Source organism: Neorhizobium sp. 2083, from assembly GCF_031455615.1.
Classification (GTDB): domain Bacteria; phylum Pseudomonadota; class Alphaproteobacteria; order Rhizobiales; family Rhizobiaceae; genus Neorhizobium.
On record NZ_JAVDTC010000006.1, the window covers coordinates 189148 to 206614 of the forward strand.

General features: G+C 62.4%; 17 protein-coding genes and 1 pseudogene. 11 read left to right on the top strand and 7 right to left on the bottom strand.

Annotation, left to right across the window (positions count from 1 at the left end):
- Positions 1 to 40: 40 nt before the first annotated feature.
- The 6 genes from tesB to J2X76_RS22705 all read left to right on the top strand — a co-directional run bounded on the left by tesB (position 41) and on the right by J2X76_RS22705 (position 7532).
- Positions 41 to 925 carry an acyl-CoA thioesterase II gene (tesB, locus tag J2X76_RS22680; protein WP_310219576.1) on the top strand — a complete coding sequence of 295 codons (885 nt, stop codon included), beginning with the start codon at positions 41 to 43 and terminating at the stop codon, positions 923 to 925.
- Between the two features lie 223 nt (positions 926 to 1148).
- Positions 1149 to 1487: a P-II family nitrogen regulator gene (locus J2X76_RS22685; RefSeq protein WP_007773854.1), complete on the top strand. Its 339-nt coding sequence runs from the start codon at positions 1149 to 1151 to the stop codon at positions 1485 to 1487.
- Between the two features lie 28 nt (positions 1488 to 1515).
- Entirely contained in the window at positions 1516 to 2943 is a 1428-nt protein-coding gene (locus tag J2X76_RS22690) for an ammonium transporter (RefSeq protein ID WP_113126818.1), read from the top strand.
- Between the two features lie 240 nt (positions 2944 to 3183).
- Entirely contained in the window at positions 3184 to 5886 is a 2703-nt protein-coding gene (locus J2X76_RS22695) for a DNA translocase FtsK (RefSeq protein WP_310219581.1), read from the top strand.
- A gap of 74 nt (positions 5887 to 5960) precedes the next feature.
- A complete protein-coding gene (locus J2X76_RS22700) occupies positions 5961 to 6617 on the top strand; it encodes an outer membrane lipoprotein carrier protein LolA (protein ID WP_113126820.1) in 657 nt (218 codons plus the stop codon).
- A 111-nt stretch (positions 6618 to 6728) separates the two neighbouring features.
- Entirely contained in the window at positions 6729 to 7532 is an 804-nt protein-coding gene (locus tag J2X76_RS22705) for an exodeoxyribonuclease III (protein WP_310219582.1), read from the top strand.
- A 185-nt stretch (positions 7533 to 7717) separates the two neighbouring features.
- On the opposite strand, the gene J2X76_RS22710 is transcribed toward J2X76_RS22705, so the two are convergent.
- Together J2X76_RS22710 and J2X76_RS22715 are read right to left on the bottom strand one after the other, a co-directional pair.
- Complete coding sequence (locus tag J2X76_RS22710) at positions 7718 to 8173, bottom strand: cyclic nucleotide-binding domain-containing protein (protein ID WP_113126822.1); 456 nt, start codon at positions 8171 to 8173, stop codon at positions 7718 to 7720.
- Between the two features lie 69 nt (positions 8174 to 8242).
- Positions 8243 to 8926, bottom strand: coding sequence for a response regulator transcription factor (locus J2X76_RS22715; protein ID WP_046637381.1), 684 nt, complete (start codon positions 8924 to 8926; stop codon positions 8243 to 8245).
- 243 nt (positions 8927 to 9169) lie between these two features.
- Here J2X76_RS22715 and J2X76_RS22720 point away from each other — a divergent pair, with 243 nt between their 5' ends.
- The gene (locus J2X76_RS22720; RefSeq protein WP_310219584.1) at positions 9170 to 9721 is read left to right on the top strand and encodes a L,D-transpeptidase; all 552 of its coding nucleotides are present in this window, start codon (positions 9170 to 9172) and stop codon (positions 9719 to 9721) included.
- 171 nt (positions 9722 to 9892) lie between these two features.
- Here the strand turns inward: J2X76_RS22720 and leuC are convergent, their stop codons facing one another.
- Positions 9893 to 11302: a 3-isopropylmalate dehydratase large subunit gene (leuC, locus tag J2X76_RS22725; protein WP_113126859.1), complete on the bottom strand. Its 1410-nt coding sequence runs from the start codon at positions 11300 to 11302 to the stop codon at positions 9893 to 9895.
- Between the two features lie 321 nt (positions 11303 to 11623).
- Here leuC and ppk2 point away from each other — a divergent pair, with 321 nt between their 5' ends.
- A complete protein-coding gene (gene ppk2 / locus J2X76_RS22730) occupies positions 11624 to 12538 on the top strand; it encodes a polyphosphate kinase 2 (protein ID WP_113126824.1) in 915 nt (304 codons plus the stop codon).
- 123 nt (positions 12539 to 12661) lie between these two features.
- Here ppk2 and J2X76_RS22735 read toward each other — a convergent pair.
- Together J2X76_RS22735 and J2X76_RS22740 are read right to left on the bottom strand one after the other, a co-directional pair.
- Positions 12662 to 12920 (bottom strand): annotated as a pseudogene (locus J2X76_RS22735) (amino acid ABC transporter permease); the annotation flags it as partial.
- A complete protein-coding gene (locus J2X76_RS22740) occupies positions 12902 to 13084 on the bottom strand; it encodes a hypothetical protein (RefSeq protein WP_310219586.1) in 183 nt (60 codons plus the stop codon). The pseudogene J2X76_RS22735 and the gene J2X76_RS22740, both read right to left, overlap by 19 nt.
- Before the next feature lie 166 nt (positions 13085 to 13250).
- Here J2X76_RS22740 and J2X76_RS22745 point away from each other — a divergent pair, with 166 nt between their 5' ends.
- Together J2X76_RS22745 and J2X76_RS22750 are read left to right on the top strand one after the other, a co-directional pair.
- The gene (locus tag J2X76_RS22745; RefSeq protein WP_310219588.1) at positions 13251 to 14531 is read left to right on the top strand and encodes an MFS transporter; all 1281 of its coding nucleotides are present in this window, start codon (positions 13251 to 13253) and stop codon (positions 14529 to 14531) included.
- Positions 14532 to 14651: 120 nt separating this feature from the next.
- Positions 14652 to 15164: a nuclear transport factor 2 family protein gene (locus J2X76_RS22750; protein ID WP_310219590.1), complete on the top strand. Its 513-nt coding sequence runs from the start codon at positions 14652 to 14654 to the stop codon at positions 15162 to 15164.
- Positions 15165 to 15230: 66 nt separating this feature from the next.
- On the opposite strand, the gene rplS is transcribed toward J2X76_RS22750, so the two are convergent.
- Positions 15231 to 15776 (bottom strand): 50S ribosomal protein L19, encoded by a 546-nt coding sequence (gene rplS, locus J2X76_RS22755; RefSeq protein ID WP_113126826.1) that lies wholly within the window; start codon positions 15774 to 15776, stop codon positions 15231 to 15233.
- 265 nt (positions 15777 to 16041) lie between these two features.
- On the opposite strand from rplS, the gene J2X76_RS22760 reads away from it, so the two are divergent.
- Positions 16042 to 16788 carry a sulfite exporter TauE/SafE family protein gene (locus J2X76_RS22760; protein WP_113126827.1) on the top strand — a complete coding sequence of 249 codons (747 nt, stop codon included), beginning with the start codon at positions 16042 to 16044 and terminating at the stop codon, positions 16786 to 16788.
- Here the strand turns inward: J2X76_RS22760 and trmD are convergent.
- A complete protein-coding gene (gene trmD, locus J2X76_RS22765; RefSeq protein WP_310219591.1) occupies positions 16770 to 17465 on the bottom strand; it encodes a tRNA (guanosine(37)-N1)-methyltransferase TrmD in 696 nt (231 codons plus the stop codon). The genes J2X76_RS22760 and trmD overlap by 19 nt on opposite strands.
- Positions 17466 to 17467 lie beyond the last annotated feature (2 nt).

Genomic DNA, 17467 nt, shown 5'->3' on the forward strand with positions numbered 1-17467 from the left:
ATCATCCCGCAGCCGCTTCCTATCACCGGAGTTCGTCATAATGTCGCGCCAGACCGAATCCTCGTCCGCCATGGAACAGCTGATCGCGACGCTCGACCTCGAAAAGCTCGAGGAGAACCTCTATCGCGGGACCAGTCCGGATGTCGGCTGGCAGCGGGTGTTTGGCGGGCAGGTGATCGCCCAGGCGCTGATGGCCGCCCAGCGCACCGCCGAGGCCGACCGTTTCGTGCATTCGCTGCATGCCTATTTCATGCGCCCCGGCGATCCTTCGGTGCCAATCCTTTATCAGGTGGAGCGCATCCGCGACGGGTCAAGCTTCGCCACCCGCCGTGTCGTGGCGGTGCAGCACGGCAAGGCGATCTTTTCCATGTCCGCCTCCTTCCAGGTGGAGGAGGGCGGCTACGAACACCAGATCGACATGCCTTCGGTCACGCAGCCGGAGGACCTGATGGGCGAGAAGGAGTTCAAGGAACTCTTCATGAAAAATGCGCCGGAGAGCGTGCGGCGCTACTGGAGCCGGGAGCGGCCGATCGAAGTGCGCCCCACCTCGCTCGCTCACTACCTCACGAGGGACAAGCTCGAACCGCGGCAGGACATCTGGGTACGCACCGTCGGCGACGTGCCGCACGACCGGCATTACCAGGCAGCCATGCTCGCCTGGCTCTCGGACATGACGCTGCTCGATGCCTCGCTTTATCCGCATGGTACGTCGATCTTCGATCCGAGGCTCCAGGCGGCGAGCCTCGACCATGCCATGTGGTTTCACAGGCCCGTCACATATGACGACTGGCTGCTCTACACCCAGGACAGTCCGAGCGCTTCGGGTGCCCGCGGAATGACCCGCGGCAGCATTTATACCCGTTCTGGCACACTGATCGCCTCGGTTGCCCAGGAAGGATTGATTCGGAAAAGGGCAAATGATTAATCTCTGTGCAATTTTTGAAAATTGCACAAGTTTTGGTCGCCTTTGCGCCATCCAAATGCCCGTTTCTTAGGGCTGGCTTTGTAAGCCTTTACATTTCAATAACTTATAGAGCCGATCAAAACTGGCACGTCCCTTGAATGTATCTCGCCAGTCGCTGTCATGATCTGACGACGATGAGGAGAGTCGGCCCCGGCCGAAGACAAACAAAGGATGGGAAAGCCAGATGAAAATCGTGATGGCCATTATCAAGCCGTTCAAGCTGGATGAGGTGCGCGAAGCCCTCACGGCTGTCGGCATCCAGGGCCTGACCGTGACCGAAGTGAAAGGTTACGGACGCCAGAAGGGACATACGGAAATCTATCGCGGCACTGAATATGCCGTAAGTTTTCTGCCGAAACTGAAGATCGAAATCGCCGTCCCCTCCGACCTCGTCGAAAAGGCCGTGGATGCGATCGCTTCGGCCGCCAAGACCGGCCAGATCGGCGATGGCAAGATCTTCGTCTATTCGATCGAGCAGGCCGTGCGCATCCGTACCGGCGAAACCAACACAGAAGCGCTTTAAGCACGGCTGACAGGGGAGTTTTTTAGCTATGCAATTTAATAGGATTTCCACTCTTGGACGCCTGGGTGCCGCTGGCGCGGCGCTTCTCGCGCCCGCCGTCGCTTTTGCGCAGACGGCTGCCGCACCGGCCGCTGCTGCCGCCGCCGCTCCGGCAATGACGATGGACAAGGGTGACAACACCTGGATGCTCGTTTCCACCATTCTCGTCCTGCTGATGACCATCCCGGGCCTCGCCCTCTTCTACGGCGGTCTCGTTCGCGCCAAGAACATGCTCTCGGTGCTGATGCAGGTCTTCATGATCACCGCGGTCGTGATGATCATCTGGGTCACCTACGGCTATTCGCTGGCCTTCACCAACGGCGGTTCGCTGAACAGCTTCGTCGGCGGCTTCTCCAAGATGTTCCTGGCGGGCGTCACCACCACGTCGCTGGCTGAAACCTTCACCAAGGGCGTCGCCATTCCGGAACTGACCTTCGTCTGCTTCCAGATGACGTTTGCCTGCATCACGCCGGCCCTGATCGTCGGCGCCTTTGCCGAGCGCATCAAGTTCTCGGCCGTCATGCTCTTCGTCATCCTGTGGGTCACCTTCGTCTACTTCCCGATGGCCCACATGGTCTGGTTCTGGGGCGGCCCGAGCGCCTATGCGGATCCGTCCGGCCTGATCTTCTCCTATGGGGCGATCGATTTTGCCGGCGGCACCGTCGTGCATATCAATGCCGGTATTGCGGGCCTCGTCGGCGCGATCATGCTCGGCAAGCGCACCGGCTACAAGAAGGACATCATGGCTCCGCATTCCATGACGCTTACCATGGTCGGCGCTTCGCTCCTCTGGGTCGGCTGGTTCGGCTTTAACGCCGGCTCCAACCTCGAAGCCAACTCCTACGCATCTCTGGCAATGATCAACACCTTCGTCGCGACGGCTGCCGCTGCCGTGTCGTGGTGCCTGGTCGAAACCTTCTCCCGCGGCAAGGCCTCCATGCTGGGTGCCGCCTCGGGTGCGGTTGCCGGTCTCGTCGCCGTCACCCCGGCTGCCGGCTTTGCCGGCCCGATGGGCTCGATCGTTCTCGGCCTCATCGTTTCGCCGGTATGCTACTTCTTCGTCGACGTGGTGAAGAACAAGTTCAACTACGACGACTCGCTCGATGTCTTCGGCGTCCATTGCGTCGGCGGCATCCTCGGTGCCATCGGCACCGGCATCCTCGTCAACCCGGCGCTCGGCGGTGCAGGCATCGTCGACTATTCGACGGCCGATTTCGCCGCCTCCTATTCCGGCACCGCGACCCAGGTCTGGGCGCAGCTCAAGGGCGTCCTGACGACCCTCGTGTGGTCCGGCATCGGTTCGGCGATCCTCTACAAGGTCGTCGACCTGATCGTTGGCCTGCGCGTTACCGTCGAAGCCGAACGCGAAGGTCTCGACCTTTCGACCCACGGCGAAGCCGCTTACCACGCTTCCTGATCAAAGGGCTCGCGGCGGCGGGGGGACCGCTGCCGCGAGACATTGCACCAAAGCTTTCGCAAGCTTCGCCCGGGCCTCGGCCCGGGCTTTTTTGTACATGTTTTCAGCCGTCGCGCGCCCCGTCGTGGTTAAAGGGACATTAACCACCCTCGCGCTAATATGCTCTGGAATTGCGTGAATCAGCCTTCAGGGCTGCCGATTCGCGCTTCGAGTTGCGTTCAAGGACGGCGGGCAGACACGATGGGCAGAAGCAGTTCAGCGGCTATGGCAAACCGGTCCACCCGCCTGGTACTCACCGCGTTCGTGTGGCGGCAGGCGGTGGCGCTTGCGGGGTTCGGCATCTTCTTCGCATTGGCGCTGGCCGTCGCGGCGCTCGCCACCTGGAACGTCGCCGACCCGAGCTTCTCCTACGCCACCGACAATGCGCCGACCAATATACTCGGCTTTCCCGGGGCCGCCTTCGCAGACCTGATGATGCAGTTTCTGGGGCTCGCCAGCCTCGTCGCGCTGCTGCCGGTGCTGGCCTTTGCCCTCGCCTTGATCGCCGGGCGCAGATATGACCGGGTCCCGGCCCGTCTTGCGGCCTGGGGCGGCGGCACGCTGCTTGCCTCGGCCACGCTCGGCTGTTTTCCCGCGCCGCTCACCTGGCCGATCCCGAACGGCATCGGCGGCGTCATCGGCGACATGATCCTGCGCTTCCCGGCGCTGTTCGTCGGCGCCTATCCGACCGGCTCCGTGGCGATCGTGCTCGGCTGCGTCTTCACCGCTCCTTGCATCTGGCTGATGCTGTTTGCCTCGGGCCTCGTCGGAGAAGCCTTTGAGGACGAGGCCGAAGATGACGACCAGCCGGTTGCCGCGGTCAAGGCCCGTGCCAAGCGCGAGGAAGTCGAGGAAGAGGACGACGAGGACCGGTTTGCCGGCTTCCTGGCATTCGGTGCCCTTGCCCACTACTGGTACATTGCCCAGGCGCGGTTGCGCCGCCTTGCCGGCATCAAGCCGCGCCGCCCGATGGATTTCGACCAGCCCTACGATTTCAACGAGGACGAGTTCGGCACGCTGAACGAACCGGTCCGCGCGCGCTCCACCCCCGTTACCCCGGGCCGCCGCATGGAGCCCTCGCTCGATGGTCCGGCCGAGCGGGTGACTTCGCCGCGCCGGGTGGTGGCCGCCCCGCCCATTTCCGGCCATGACGATGACGACGACGATTACGATCCGCCGTTCGACCGCGACGGCATGCCGCCGCGCCCGGCCGGCATCCTGGCCGATGACGACGAGGACGACGACGCGCCGTTCGTCGCCTCGCGCGCGCCTCAGACCGTCAACGGCGTCCGCGTCCAGCAGCGTGTCGCACCCTCGGCAGCCCCACCGAAGCCGAGTGCCCGTGTCGCCCGCGAGGCCCAGGGTTCGTTCATCGCGCCGGACGGATTCCAGCTTCCCTCCGTGCATCTCCTCAACGAACCGAAGGCCGTCGCCCGCGACGCCTCGCTGTCGGCCGACGCGCTGGAGCAGAACGCCCGGCTGCTGGAAGGTGTTCTCGAAGACTTCGGCGTCAAGGGCGAGATCATCCATGTCCGCCCCGGTCCGGTCGTCACGCTTTACGAACTCGAGCCGGCGCCGGGCATCAAGTCGTCGCGCGTCATCGGCCTTGCGGACGACATTGCCCGTTCGATGAGCGCGATCGCCGCCCGCGTCGCGGTCGTTCCCGGCCGCAACGCGATCGGCATCGAACTGCCGAACCGCAACCGCGAGACGGTCTATCTGCGCGAAATGATCGGCTCCAAGGATTTCGAGGGCAGCAAGGCGAAGCTCGCCATGGCGCTCGGCAAGACGATCGGCGGCGAACCCGTCGTTGCCGACCTCGCCAAGATGCCGCACCTGCTCGTCGCCGGCACCACCGGTTCGGGCAAGTCGGTCGCCATCAACACGATGATCCTGTCGCTTCTCTACCGCTACACGCCGGAGAAGTGCCGCCTGATCATGATCGACCCGAAAATGCTCGAACTCTCCGTTTATGACGGCATCCCGCACCTGCTGTCGCCTGTCGTCACCGACCCGAAAAAGGCGGTCGTGGCGCTCAAATGGACCGTCCGCGAGATGGAAGAGCGCTACAAGAAAATGTCGAAGATCGGCGTGCGCAATATCGACGGCTTCAACAGCCGCGTCGAGCAGGCGCTCGAAAAGGGCGAGGTGCTGACCCGCACCGTGCAGACCGGCTTCGACCGCCATACCGGCGAGGCGATGTACGAGACCGAGGAATTCGATCTCCAGCCGATCCCCTATATCGTCGTCATCATCGACGAAATGGCAGACCTGATGATGGTCGCCGGCAAGGATATCGAAGGTGCCGTGCAGCGCCTCGCGCAGATGGCGCGTGCGGCCGGCATCCATGTGATCATGGCGACGCAGCGCCCTTCGGTCGACGTCATCACCGGCACGATCAAGGCCAACTTCCCGACCCGCATCTCCTTCCAGGTGACCTCGAAGATCGACAGCCGCACTATTCTCGGCGAACAGGGCGCCGAACAGCTGCTCGGCATGGGCGACATGCTCTACATGGCCGGCGGCGGCCGCATCCAGCGCGTCCACGGGCCTTTCGTCTCCGATACGGAAGTGGAAGACATCGTCGCCTACTTGAAAACCCAGGGCCAACCCCAATATCTCGATGCGATCACGGCCGATGACGACGAGGATGGTGATGGTGCCGGTCCGGCCGGCATGTCCAATCTCGCCGAGTCGGACGACCCTTACGATCAGGCGGTGGCGATCGTGCTGCGGGACGGCAAGGCGTCGACGTCCTATGTCCAGCGCCGTCTCGGCATCGGTTACAACCGGGCCGCCTCGCTCATCGAGCGGATGGAGCAGGAAGGGTTGATCGGGCCGGCCAACCATGCCGGCAAACGCGAGATCCTGGTGCCGACCGAGGGCGATATCCTCGAACGGTAAGGCTTTCGTGATCACCGGGGGCCGGCCATCAAGCCGCCGCCTTTGGTGCGGAGGAGTAACGAAAGGAGACCAGAATGAAAAACGAAAAGACCATCCTTTCAGACATCGCTTCCGGCGCGCTCGGCCGCCGGCAGTTTTCGCTCGGGCTTGCCGGCCTGGCAGCGGCCGCTTTCGCGCCGAACCTCGGTTTTGCCCAGAGCGCCGGCAGTGCTGCGGCCCAGAAGATCGCCGACCATTTTTCCTCGGTCAAAACCATGATGGGCGAATTCGTGCAGTTCGGCCCGCGCGGCGAACAGACCGGCGGAAAATTCTTCATCGAGCGCCCCGGCAAGCTGCGCTTCAACTTCGAGGATCCGTCGCCGATCCGCGTCATCGCCGACGGTAACAACGTCGTTGTCGGCAATATGAAGCTCAAGACCTGGGATATCTATCCGCTCTCCAAGACGCCGCTCAGCCTGCTGCTCGCCAGCCGCATCGATCTCGGCAACCAGATGGTCCGCAACGTCAAGGAAGAGTCCGATCTCACCACGATCGTGCTCGGCAACAAGACGGTGTTCGGCGATTCGACCATCACCATGATGTTCGATTCCAAGACCTACGACCTGCGCCAATGGACGATCACCGACGCCCAGAACAAGGATACGTCGGTGATGATCTACAACGTCCAGAACGGCGTGAACCTGGACGAAAAGGTCTTCACCATCCCCTATGAGGACGTCCGCAAGGGCTGACCCCGGCAGGGCCGGAACTGAATAAGGGGCTGCGCTTGGTTGCGCGGCCCTTTTCGCTTCTCAGGGATCGCAAAATTTCCTAAAGCTCGCGGGCGAAGCCCGAGGGATATCATGACATTTTCGATCACGACCTGGAATATCAACTCCGTGCGGCTGCGCATGCCGATCGTCCAGCAGTTCCTCGTCCGCCACAAGCCGGACATTCTCTGCCTGCAGGAAATCAAGTGCCAGGAGCCTGAATTCCCGCTGCAGCCGCTGAAGGATCTCGGTTACCAGCACGTCATCATCCACGGTCAGAAGGGCTATCACGGCGTCGCCATCGCCTCGAAGGTGCCGCTCTTGGAAGATCACCGCCAGAACTACTGCAATGTCGGCGATGCGAGGCACATTTCGGCGATCTTCGAGCGGGGGTCGCGGCGCATCCGCCTGCATAATTTCTATGTACCGGCCGGCGGCGACGAGCCGGACCGGACGATCAATCCGAAATTCGGCCACAAGCTCGATTTCGTCGAGGAGATGAAGGCGCTGAAGGCCGACGGCATGCCGGGCATCTCGTCGATCCTGGTCGGCGACCTCAACATCGCGCCGCTGGAGCACGATGTCTGGTCGCACAAGCAGCTCCTGAAGATCGTCAGCCACACGCCCGTCGAGACCGAGGGCATGAAGGAAGTCATCGCCAAGGGCGGCTGGCTCGACCTGATGCGCCAGTACACGCCGGAGCCCGAAAAGATCTATACGTGGTGGAGCTACCGCGCCAAGGACTGGGAAGCGGCGAACAAAGGCCGCCGGCTCGACCATATCTGGTCTTCGCCCGACCTCGGCCCGTTCCTTGAGCGCATCGAGGTGCTGAAGGAAGCCCGCGGCTGGAACCAGCCTTCGGACCACGTGCCGGTGACGGCGGTGTTCAAGTTCTGACATCGAAGGGACGCGTCTGCGTCTGCCCCTCACCCTAGCCCTCTCCCCGCACGCGGGGAGAGGGGACGTGCCCCAAGACGGCTTTCGGGTATGACTGGGATCGTGCGGCACATGTCCTTCGCCCCGCATGCGGGGAGAAGGTGCCGGCAGGCGGATGAGGGGCAGCTGAGCGCAGAAAGCCCCAGTCAGGCAAACCGGTCCTGCATCGCCGCCGCCGCCTTGGCGAGGCTGGCGATGTTGTCGCGGATGCGGCTTTCGATCACCCGGCCGACCTGCGGATATTCCTCCAGCAGGCGATGGAACAGGGAGCGGCTGATCTTCAGGGCTTCCGCATCCTCGATTGCCACGGCCGTGAACTTGCGCTCCACCATGGTGATGAGCGCCAGTTCCGACAAAAGCGTGCCGGGGCCGACCGTCGCTTCGACTTTCATCTCGCCGTTGCGGTCAGCCATCAGCAGCTCGAAACGGCCCCTGGCGACAATGAAGGCAGATTCAGCCGGGGATCGTTCCCTGAACAGTTGCTGGCCCGTCGTCACCTGCCGCCGCTCGGCGCCGAAGGCGATGAGGCGGAGCTGGTCTTCGTTCATGTCCCGGAACAGCGGGACCTGCGACAGCAGGCGGATATCTTCGGTCAGCGACATGGGGGCCCTAGTTTCTCTGCTTGCCGCAATTCCGGACGGAAAACCGCAGCACACTTTTCCTGGAATTGCTCAGGGTACGATCTTGTAGCCGCCGTTTTCGGTGACCAGGATTTCGGCGCTCGACGGATCGCGCTCGATCTTCTGGCGAAGACGGTAGACATGGGTTTCCAGCGTATGCGTGGTGACGCCGGAATTATAGCCCCAGACTTCTTCCAAGAGCACGTCGCGGGTCACGACCTTCTGGCCAGCACGATAGAGATAGCGGATGATCGCCGCTTCCTTTTCCGTCAGGCGGATCTTCTTGCCGTCCTCGGTGGTCAGCAGCTTCTGGCTCGGCTTGAAGAGATAGGGGCCGACCGTGAAGGTGGCGTCCTCGCTCTGCTCGTACTGGCGAAGCTGGGCGCGGATGCGGGCAAGCAGAACGGCAAAGCGGAAGGGCTTCGTCACATAGTCGTTGGCGCCCGCTTCGAGGCCGAGAATGGTGTCGGAATCGGTGTCGTGGCCGGTCAGCATGATGATCGGCGCCTTGAAGCCGTTCTTGCGCAGCAGTTTCACCGCCTCGCGGCCATCCATGTCCGGCAGGCCGACATCCATGATCAGCAGGTCGATCTGGGCGTTCTTGGCGGTCTGCAATGCCTTGGCGGCATTCGCCTCCTGGAGAATTGCGAACTCGTCGTAAAACGACAATTGTTCGACGAGCGTTTCGCGCAGATCGTCGTCATCGTCCACCAGGAGTATCGTGCGCGCTGCCATGCGTTCTTGCCTTTCGTCTCGCCGTTGCGTCCGGACTGCCATTACAGTCAATCGAAGCGCATTTAGGGCTCCTCGATCTAAATCCCTACAGCATCGACCCGAAAATCGGAATCGATTTTCGGAAAGTATGGTGCTTCGATTCAATATGCTAAAGCGTCGTTTCCGTATCCGGAGGATGCGCGGCGCTTTAGTGTGCTATGAATTCAAACGAAATCATATTCAAAGCAAAACCTTGTGAGAGAAATGCAGCGTTTTCGCGAGGGAAATCACAAAAAGAGAGCTGTGGTTACCGTCCGGACCGCGCCGCGCGACCGGCGCCGGGCGATCGTCTCCTTCGGGGGCATTACCGTGCCGGCGGCGCTGGGGCGGTCGGGCACCACGCCCTTCAAGCGGGAAGGCGACGGCGGAACGCCGATCGCGGCAATGCGACTGCTCAAGGGCTATGTCCGTGGGGATCACGTGCAGCTGCCGCAGACCGCGCTTTCGATGACACGGATCGGAAAAGACATGTTGTGGTGCGACCAGCCGGATCACCCCTCCTACAACCGTCCCGTCAAAGCCCCTTTCAGGCCAAGCCACGAGGAAATGATGCGGGCCGACGGGCTCTACGACATCTGCCTTGTCCTCGACTGGAACATTTCCTCGCGTGCCCGCAACCGTGGTTCGGCGATCTTTTTCCACCTCATCAAGCCGGGATACCAGCCGACCGCCGGCTGCATCGCCGTCAGTTTACAGGATATGAAGCGGTTGCTCCGGTTCATGCGCAAGGGGACGGTGGTGCAGGTGCTGGGGTAAGAGCACCGGAAACGAAAATGCCCGGCGCTGGGGCCGGGCATTTTCGTTTCCATCATCCTTGGGCTTGCCCGAAGGATCCAAACCGTCTCGACCGATCCAATCGTTGCAGATGCTCGGGACAAGCCCGAGCATGACGGCGGAGACTAAGCTTCTTCACATCCCGTGAGTTGCCTACTTCCACTCGCGGATATCGACGAAGTGGCCGGCGACCGCCGCCGCCGCCGCCATGGCCGGCGAGACGAGGTGGGTGCGGCCCTTGTAGCCCTGGCGACCTTCGAAATTGCGGTTCGAGGTGGATGCGCAGCGCTCGCCCGGCTTCAGGCGGTCGTCGTTCATCGCGAGGCACATCGAGCAGCCCGGCTCACGCCATTCGAAACCGGCATCCTTGAAGATCTTGTCGAGGCCTTCGGCTTCCGCCTGTTCCTTGACGATGCCCGAGCCCGGAACGACCATGGCCGAGACGGTCGAGGCGACCTTGCGGCCTTCGACGACCTTGGCGGCGGCGCGCAGGTCTTCGATGCGGCCGTTGGTGCAGGAGCCGATGAAGACGCGGTCGACCGCGATATCGGTGATCTTGGTGCCCGGCTTCAGGCCCATGTAGTCCAGCGCGCGCCACTTGGAGCTGCGCTTGGTCTCGTCCTGGATGTCATCCGGGTTCGGAACGGTGCCCTGAACCGAGATCACGTCCTCCGGCGAGGAGCCCCAGGAGACGATCGGCGGCAGGTTGGCAGCGTCAAGCACGACGACCTTGTCGAAATGCGCGCCTTCTTCCGTCTGCAGCGTCTTCCAGTAGTCGAGCGCCATGTCCCAGGCCTTGCCCTTCGGGGCGCGGGGCTTGTCCTTGATATATTCGAAGGTCTTTTCATCGGGCGCGATCAGGCCGGCGCGGGCGCCGCCTTCGATCGTCATGTTGCAGACGGTCATGCGGCCTTCCATCGAGAGCGACCGGATCGCTTCGCCGGCGAATTCGATGACGTGGCCGGTGCCGCCGGCGGTGCCGATCTCGCCGATGATGGCAAGGATGATGTCCTTGGCGGTGACGCCCGGCGGCAGCTGGCCGTCGACGCGCACCAGCATGTTCTTCGCCTTCTTCTGCACCAGCGTCTGGGTGGCGAGCACGTGCTCGACCTCGGACGTGCCGATGCCGTGCGCCAGCGCGCCGAAGGCACCGTGGGTCGAGGTGTGGCTGTCACCGCAGACGATGGTCATGCCCGGCAGGGTGAAGCCCTGTTCGGGACCGACGATGTGGACGATGCCCTGGCGGACGTCCTTTTCGGAGTAATATTCGACGCCGAAGTCATGGGCGTTCTGGGCAAGCGCCTCCACCTGGATGCGGCTTTCCTCGTTCTTGATGCCTTCGTAGCGGTCGAGGGTCGTCGGCACGTTGTGGTCGACAACGGCGAGCGTCTTTTCCGGCGCGCGGACCTTGCGGCCGGCCATGCGCAGGCCTTCGAAGGCCTGCGGCGACGTCACCTCGTGAACGAGGTGACGGTCGATGTAGAGAAGACAGGTGTGGTTTTCATCCTCGGAAACGACGTGGTCGTCCCAGATCTTGTCGTAAAGGGTGCGGGGTGCGCTCATGGCTGCTGTCCGTAAAGCTGACTGAAACAGGAAATGGGTATCCGGCAGCACGCGGCTGCCTCAAGCTGAGGAAGGTCAGCTAAGTCGGTCGCAAAGCGCCCCGGATACGCGCGCGAAAAAGCGTGCCGGCAGACGCTTGTGGTCCTGCAGCACGACGATATGGTTCGCGAGGCATCCGAATTTCGATCCCATAGCGGCTGCAATAGCAGTTTCTGCAGAAATCGGCAATCGAATTGCGTCGTCGGAAACCTGTCGCATGATTGTCATAAAGCTTTCGCGGAAACGTGGTTGATCTCAATTTCCAGAACGGAGGAATGCCTTATGTCCGAACCCATCCAAGACCAGCTCAGCCGCATCAAGGACGAAATCGCCGACAGCTTCGATGAAGAGCTGGAAATGCAGATGGAGGAGGACCGGCTGGACGAGCTGGTCGCCGAGGGCATGTCGGAGCCGGCAGAGCCGACGATCGACCGGAAGATCTATTTCCGCGAACTCTTCCGCCTTCAGCATGAACTCGTCCGCCTGCAGGACTGGGTGCAGTACAAGAAGCTGAAGATGGTCGTGTTGTTCGAAGGCCGCGACTCGGCCGGCAAGGGCGGCGCCATAAAGCGCGTCACCCAGCGCCTCAATCCGCGCGTCTGCCGCACCGTCGCACTGCCGGCGCCGACGGAGCGCGAGCGGAACCAGTGGTATTTCCAGCGCTACGTCCCGCATCTGCCGACCGCCGGCGAAATGGTGCTGTTCGACCGCTCCTGGTACAACCGCGCCGGCGTCGAGCGCGTCATGGGCTTCTGCACCAAGGACGAGCTGGAGGAATTCTTCCGCTCGGTGCCGGAATTCGAACGCATGCTGGTCCGCTCCGGCATCGTCCTCCTCAAATACTGGTTCTCTATCACCGACGAGGAGCAGGAATTCCGCTTCAAGATGCGCATCCACGATCCGCTGAAGCAGTGGAAGCTGTCGCCGATGGACCTCGAAAGCCGCGTCCACTGGGAAGAATATACCAAGGCCAAGGAAGAGATGCTCCAGCGGACCCACATCCCGGAAGCGCCGTGGTGGGTGGTGCAGGCCGTCGACAAGAAGAAGGCGCGGCTGAACTGCATCGCCCATCTTCTTGCCCAGGTGCCTTACGAGACCGTGCCGAAGGAAGCGATCGACCTGCCCGGCCGCGTTCGTCACGACGATTACATCCGCCATCCCGTGCCGGCGGACATGTACGTCCCGGAAGTCTACTGAAGAGGGCCGCGCGTCCGGCCGGAGGCACCGTCGATCTCCGCCATCCGCTGCTCATCCAAGCGGTGCGGAAACATGGCGGGTCCGCGCCTCCGTTCATGTCGCAACCGTCGCTCGGGCGGAGGGCTAACGTTCCCTCCGTCCGCGCAACCGGCTCTCGATGCCGCGACAAGCCGATCGTCAGCAGCAAATAGATGTAGGTGACGATCGAATAGGTTTCGAAGAAGGGGAAGGAAGCGGCGGCATAGACCTTGGCCATCTGCGTCATGTCGGCGAGGCCGAGCATCGAGACGAGTCCTTCGCCAGTCGAGACGAAGTCATTGGAAAGCGGCGGCAGGATCACCCGCATCGCCTGGGGGAAGACGATCAGCCGGAAGCGCTGCCAGCTCGTTGAGCGCTATGACCGCCGCGATGCGTCGGCAAAGAACCCCGAAGACGACCAGCCACCAGGGGAAACCCCGCGGTGCGGAAGGCTTGCGGCGCAAGAGCGCCATGCCTCCATTCGCCCATCTTGTCGTCGAGGAACCATTTCCTGTTCAGGGCGAGCATTCTGGCACTCCTGACAAATGGTGTGCGAATCCCTCTCGTGAAAAGCCGGCGGATCGCAAGCGGCTGGCGGCGGGCATCTTCTCCTTGCCGCGGGTGGGTGGCTCCTCTACATCCCCCTCACCGAATACGCCGCGCCTTTCGCGGCAAAAGCATTGGAGTAAATAAGTTGGTTCAGGAAAAAGAGCTAATTTCAAAGATCGTGTGGCGGCTCATGCCGTTCCTCGGCGTGCTTTATCTGATTGCCTATATCGACCGTCAGAACGTCAGTTATGCCAAGCTGGAAATGGTCGGCGCGCTCGGCATGAGCGAATATGCCTACGGGCTCGGCGCGTCGCTGTTCTTCATCGGCTATTTCCTGTTCGAAGTGCCGAGCAACCTCTTCCTTACGCGTTTCGGCGCCAGCCGCTGGTTCGCGCGCATCATGATCTCCTGGGGCATCGTCACCATCGCGCTCGCCTACACGCAGAACGCCACCATGTTCTACATCCTGCGCTTCCTGCTCGGCGTCTGCGAAGCCGGGTTCTTTCCGGGCGTCCTTTATCTGCTGACCCTCTGGTTCCCGAAGGATTATCGCGGTCGCATGGTCGGCCTGTTCATGATCTTCAGCGCGCTCGCCAATGCCGTTGGCGCGCCGGTCGGCGGCATGCTGCTCGATCTCGACGGGCTTCTTGGCCTTGCCGGCTGGGAATGGGTCTTCCTTGCGACCGGGGTTCCGGCGGTGCTCGCGGGTATCGTCACGCTCTTTTATCTCGACGATACGCCGGAAAAGGCGAAATTCCTGACGGAGGATGAAAAGCGCTGGCTGCACGATCGGCTGGCGCGCGAGAATTCCGGAATGGAGGAACATGCGGACAACGGGTTCAAGGCGCTCGTCAATCCGCGGGTGCTTCTGATGGCGCTCTGCTATATCGGCTTTCCGCTCGCCGCCTACGGCCTCAGCTACTGGCTGCCGACCATCGTCAAGGGTTTCGGCGTCTCGAACACGACGAACGGCTTCATCAACATCATTCCGTGGGTGATCGTCGCGCTCGCGCTCTGGGTGGTGCCGGCTGCCGCCGACCGGGCGGAAAGCAAAACGCCCTATATCGTCATTCCGGCGTTTATCGGGGCTGCCAGCCTTGCCCTGTCGGCGATCTTCACCAATCCGACCCTGCAGTTCGGCTTCCTCTGCATTGCCGCTGCGGGCATCTTCGCCGGCCAGCCGGTCTTCTGGAGCCTCCCCTCGCGCTTCCTGCGGGGCGCGGGTGCGGCGGCCGGCATCGCGGCGATCAATTCGGTCGGCAATCTCGGCGGCTTCATCGCACAGAACGTCGTCCCCTGGATCCGGGATTCGACCGGAAGCACTATCCTGCCGATGGTCTTCCTGGCCGTCTGCCTTGCCGTTGCCGGCGTCCTCGTCATTATCGTCGGCCGCATGATGGCGGCGAGACAGGCTGCCTCTGACTGACCAATTGCCGCCCTTGGTTCCCTTTACGGAACCAAGGGCGGTAAAACTGCCTCCTTCCGCCCCATCGGCGTTTCTCCTATGTCTTCTGGCAAGCCAGATCAAAACACTCGGAGGAAGTCGATGATACCAGCCTTGAAACATGCCGCTTTGGGTTTGGTCCTGTTCGGGGCCGCGATGGGCACGCTTGCCGCGCCGTCGCTGGCGCAGGAGGCCGTGACGGCCGCAGCGGACAAGGAGGCGCTGTTCACCAGCACGGACCCCAAGCTGCACGCAAACAAGCAGGTTGCCTACGGCATCGTTCGCGACCTGCTGGAAGCCAACCAGTGGGACAAGGCCGATCAGTATCTCACGGAACGTTACATCCAGCACAACCCGAACGCCGCGTCAGGGCGCAAGGCAGTGGTGAGCTATTTCATCGACATCCTCAAGCGGTCGCCGAGCGCGGTTCCGGCCAAGATAAAAACCCCGGTCGTCTTCGTCACGGCGGAAGGCGATCTGGTGACCGTGGGGACGGTGCGCGAAATGAAAGATCCTCGCGATCCCTCCAAGAGCTATACCACCACCTGGTACGACACATGGCGTATCGTCAACGGCAAGGCCGACGAGCACTGGGATTCGGCCGTCAGGAACTGAACCCGCCCATCGCGCAATAAAAAAGGCGGTCCAGGGACCGCCTTTTTCACATTCGATTTCCGAAGCTTATTCGGCAGAGGCTTCAGCAGCCTTGGCGGCTTCGGCAGCTTCGGCTGCGGCCTTTGCTTCAGCGGCTTCCGCTGCTGCCTTTTCGGCGGCGAGAGCCTGGGCTGCTGCAACCTTCTCGGCTTCGAGGCGTGCCTTTTCGTCGGCAACGGCCTGACGCTCGGCGTCGTTCAGCTTGCGGGCGCGAACGCCGGTGTCTTCAACGATACGAGCCGACTTGCCGCGCCGATCGCGCAGGTAATAGAGCTTGGCGCGACGGACCTTACCGCGGCGAACGACTTCGACGCTTTCGACCATCGGCGAATAAACCGGGAATACGCGCTCGACGCCTTCGCCGTAGGAGATCTTGCGAACAGTGAAGCTTTCGTTGAGGCCGCCGCCGGAACGGGCGATGCAGACGCCTTCATAGGCCTGTACGCGGGTACGGTTGCCTTCGGTGACCTTCACGTTGACGCGGAGCGTGTCGCCGGCGGAAAATTCCGGAAGGGTGCGCTTGGCGGCGATCTTGGCGGCCTGTTCGGCTTCCAGTTCCTGGATGATGTTCATCGTCTCAAACCTTTGGTTCTTCTGAAACAGCCAGAGCGCTCGGGTTACATCCCTTTGGTCAAAGCCTCGGAGATTTGCCTTTCCGGCAGAGCGAATTCGCCATTCTTTGTTGCTGGTCGACGGGATATTTCCCATTTCCGGCTGGGCCAATACACGAAAGACTTCCGTTTGTCATCCCGTTGATTGCGATTTTGTGACGAAAAAGCCCGCTATTGCTGCCGTTCGCACAAGCCGCTATCTGGTGGCCAGGGATGAGGAAACTTCAATGACAATCACAATGATAGTCCTGCTCGCCGCAGCGGGCTTCCTGTCCGGCGCGGTCAACGCGATCGCCGGCGGCGGGACCTTTCTGACCTTCGGGGCGATGACGCTTGCCGGCGTTCCGCCGATCTTGGCCAATGCCACGTCCTCGATCGTGCAGTTTCCGGGCTATGTCACCTCGACGATCGCCTATTGGGACGAGATTTCCAGCCGCTGGCGCAGTGCGCTGGTATTGGCGCTGGTTTCGGTGATCGGCGCTTTCGCCGGCGCCTTCCTGCTGCTGTCGCTCGACAATCCATCCTTTCGCGCGCTGGTGCCCTGGCTTCTGGCGGCCGCAACGGCCGTATTTGCGGCGGGGCCGTGGCTGAAACCGAAGGCGTCGGCGGAGCGTTCCGCCAACTCCCCCGGTTCGGTCATCGGGCAATTCCTGACGTCGATCTATGGCGGGTTCTTCGGGGCCGGCATGGGCATCATGATGCTCGCCGTCCTCGGGGTGACGACCGGCGGCAGCTATCACCATCTCAATGCGCTGAAGAACATGCTGGCGATCCTGATCGCGGCGGTCGCCATCATCGTCTTCGTCGGCGGCGGCGTCATCGCCTGGCCGGAAGCGCTCGTGATGATCCCGGCCGGCGCGCTCGGCGGTTATGCGGGCGTGTGGATGGCGCGACGGGTGCCGCAGGCGGTGCTGCGCTGGTGCGTGGTCGCGGTTGGTGCGGCTCTGACGGTGTATTATTTCGTGACGGGGTGACCCGGGATCAGGTCCGGCCGGCGCTCCAGCGTCAGCCGCCGGCTCTCCTCCAGCCGCCATTTCTCTATTGCAGCATGATTGCCCGAGGTCAGCACCGCCGGGATCTCCCGCCCTTCGAACATCTGCGGCCTGGTATATTGCGGATGTTCGAGAAGTCCGTTTTCAAAACTCTCATGGGTGCCTGACAGCGCATTGCCCATGACGCCCGGCAGGACGCGCACGACCGCGTCGAGCAGCGTCAGCGCCGCGGGCTCGCCGCCGGACAGAACATAGTCGCCGATCGACACCTCTTCGAGATTGCGCGCATCGATCACCCGCTGGTCGACGCCTTCGAAACGGCCGCAGACGATCACAACGCCGTCGCCGCCGGCAAGCTCGCGCACTCTTTCCTGGGTCAGCGGTTTTCCGCGCGGGCTCATCAGCAGGCGGGGTCGGCTGTCATTCTCGGAGACGCTGTCGATCGCCTTGGCCAGAATATCCGGCTTCAGCACCATGCCGGCTCCGCCGCCGGCCGGCGTGTCGTCCACCGTGCGATGCCGGTCCTCGGCAAAATCGCGGATTTGCACCGTTTCGAGCGACCATTGCCCGCGCTCCAGCGCCTTGCCGGCCAGCGAAAAGGTCAGATGCCCCGGAAACATTTCCGGGTAGAGCGTCAGGATGGTGGCGCGGAAGGTCATCG

Coding starts and splice junctions, on each gene's coding strand:
- J2X76_RS22685 (WP_007773854.1), top strand. CDS start 1,149: ATGAAAATCGTGATGGCCATTATCAAGCCGTTCAAGCTGGATGAGGTG.
- J2X76_RS22720 (WP_310219584.1), top strand. CDS start 9,170: ATGCAGCGTTTTCGCGAGGGAAATCACAAAAAGAGAGCTGTGGTTACC.
- ppk2 (WP_113126824.1), top strand. CDS start 11,624: ATGTCCGAACCCATCCAAGACCAGCTCAGCCGCATCAAGGACGAAATC.
- trmD (WP_310219591.1), bottom strand. CDS start 17,465: ATGACCTTCCGCGCCACCATCCTGACGCTCTACCCGGAAATGTTTCCG.
- J2X76_RS22715 (WP_046637381.1), bottom strand. CDS start 8,926: ATGGCAGCGCGCACGATACTCCTGGTGGACGATGACGACGATCTGCGC.
- tesB (WP_310219576.1), top strand. CDS start 41: ATGTCGCGCCAGACCGAATCCTCGTCCGCCATGGAACAGCTGATCGCG.
- J2X76_RS22700 (WP_113126820.1), top strand. CDS start 5,961: ATGAAAAACGAAAAGACCATCCTTTCAGACATCGCTTCCGGCGCGCTC.
- J2X76_RS22750 (WP_310219590.1), top strand. CDS start 14,652: ATGATACCAGCCTTGAAACATGCCGCTTTGGGTTTGGTCCTGTTCGGG.
- J2X76_RS22740 (WP_310219586.1), bottom strand. CDS start 13,084: ATGCTCGCCCTGAACAGGAAATGGTTCCTCGACGACAAGATGGGCGAA.
- J2X76_RS22690 (WP_113126818.1), top strand. CDS start 1,516: ATGCAATTTAATAGGATTTCCACTCTTGGACGCCTGGGTGCCGCTGGC.
- J2X76_RS22760 (WP_113126827.1), top strand. CDS start 16,042: ATGACAATCACAATGATAGTCCTGCTCGCCGCAGCGGGCTTCCTGTCC.
- J2X76_RS22705 (WP_310219582.1), top strand. CDS start 6,729: ATGACATTTTCGATCACGACCTGGAATATCAACTCCGTGCGGCTGCGC.
- J2X76_RS22710 (WP_113126822.1), bottom strand. CDS start 8,173: ATGTCGCTGACCGAAGATATCCGCCTGCTGTCGCAGGTCCCGCTGTTC.
- rplS (WP_113126826.1), bottom strand. CDS start 15,776: ATGAACATCATCCAGGAACTGGAAGCCGAACAGGCCGCCAAGATCGCC.
- leuC (WP_113126859.1), bottom strand. CDS start 11,302: ATGAGCGCACCCCGCACCCTTTACGACAAGATCTGGGACGACCACGTC.
- J2X76_RS22695 (WP_310219581.1), top strand. CDS start 3,184: ATGGGCAGAAGCAGTTCAGCGGCTATGGCAAACCGGTCCACCCGCCTG.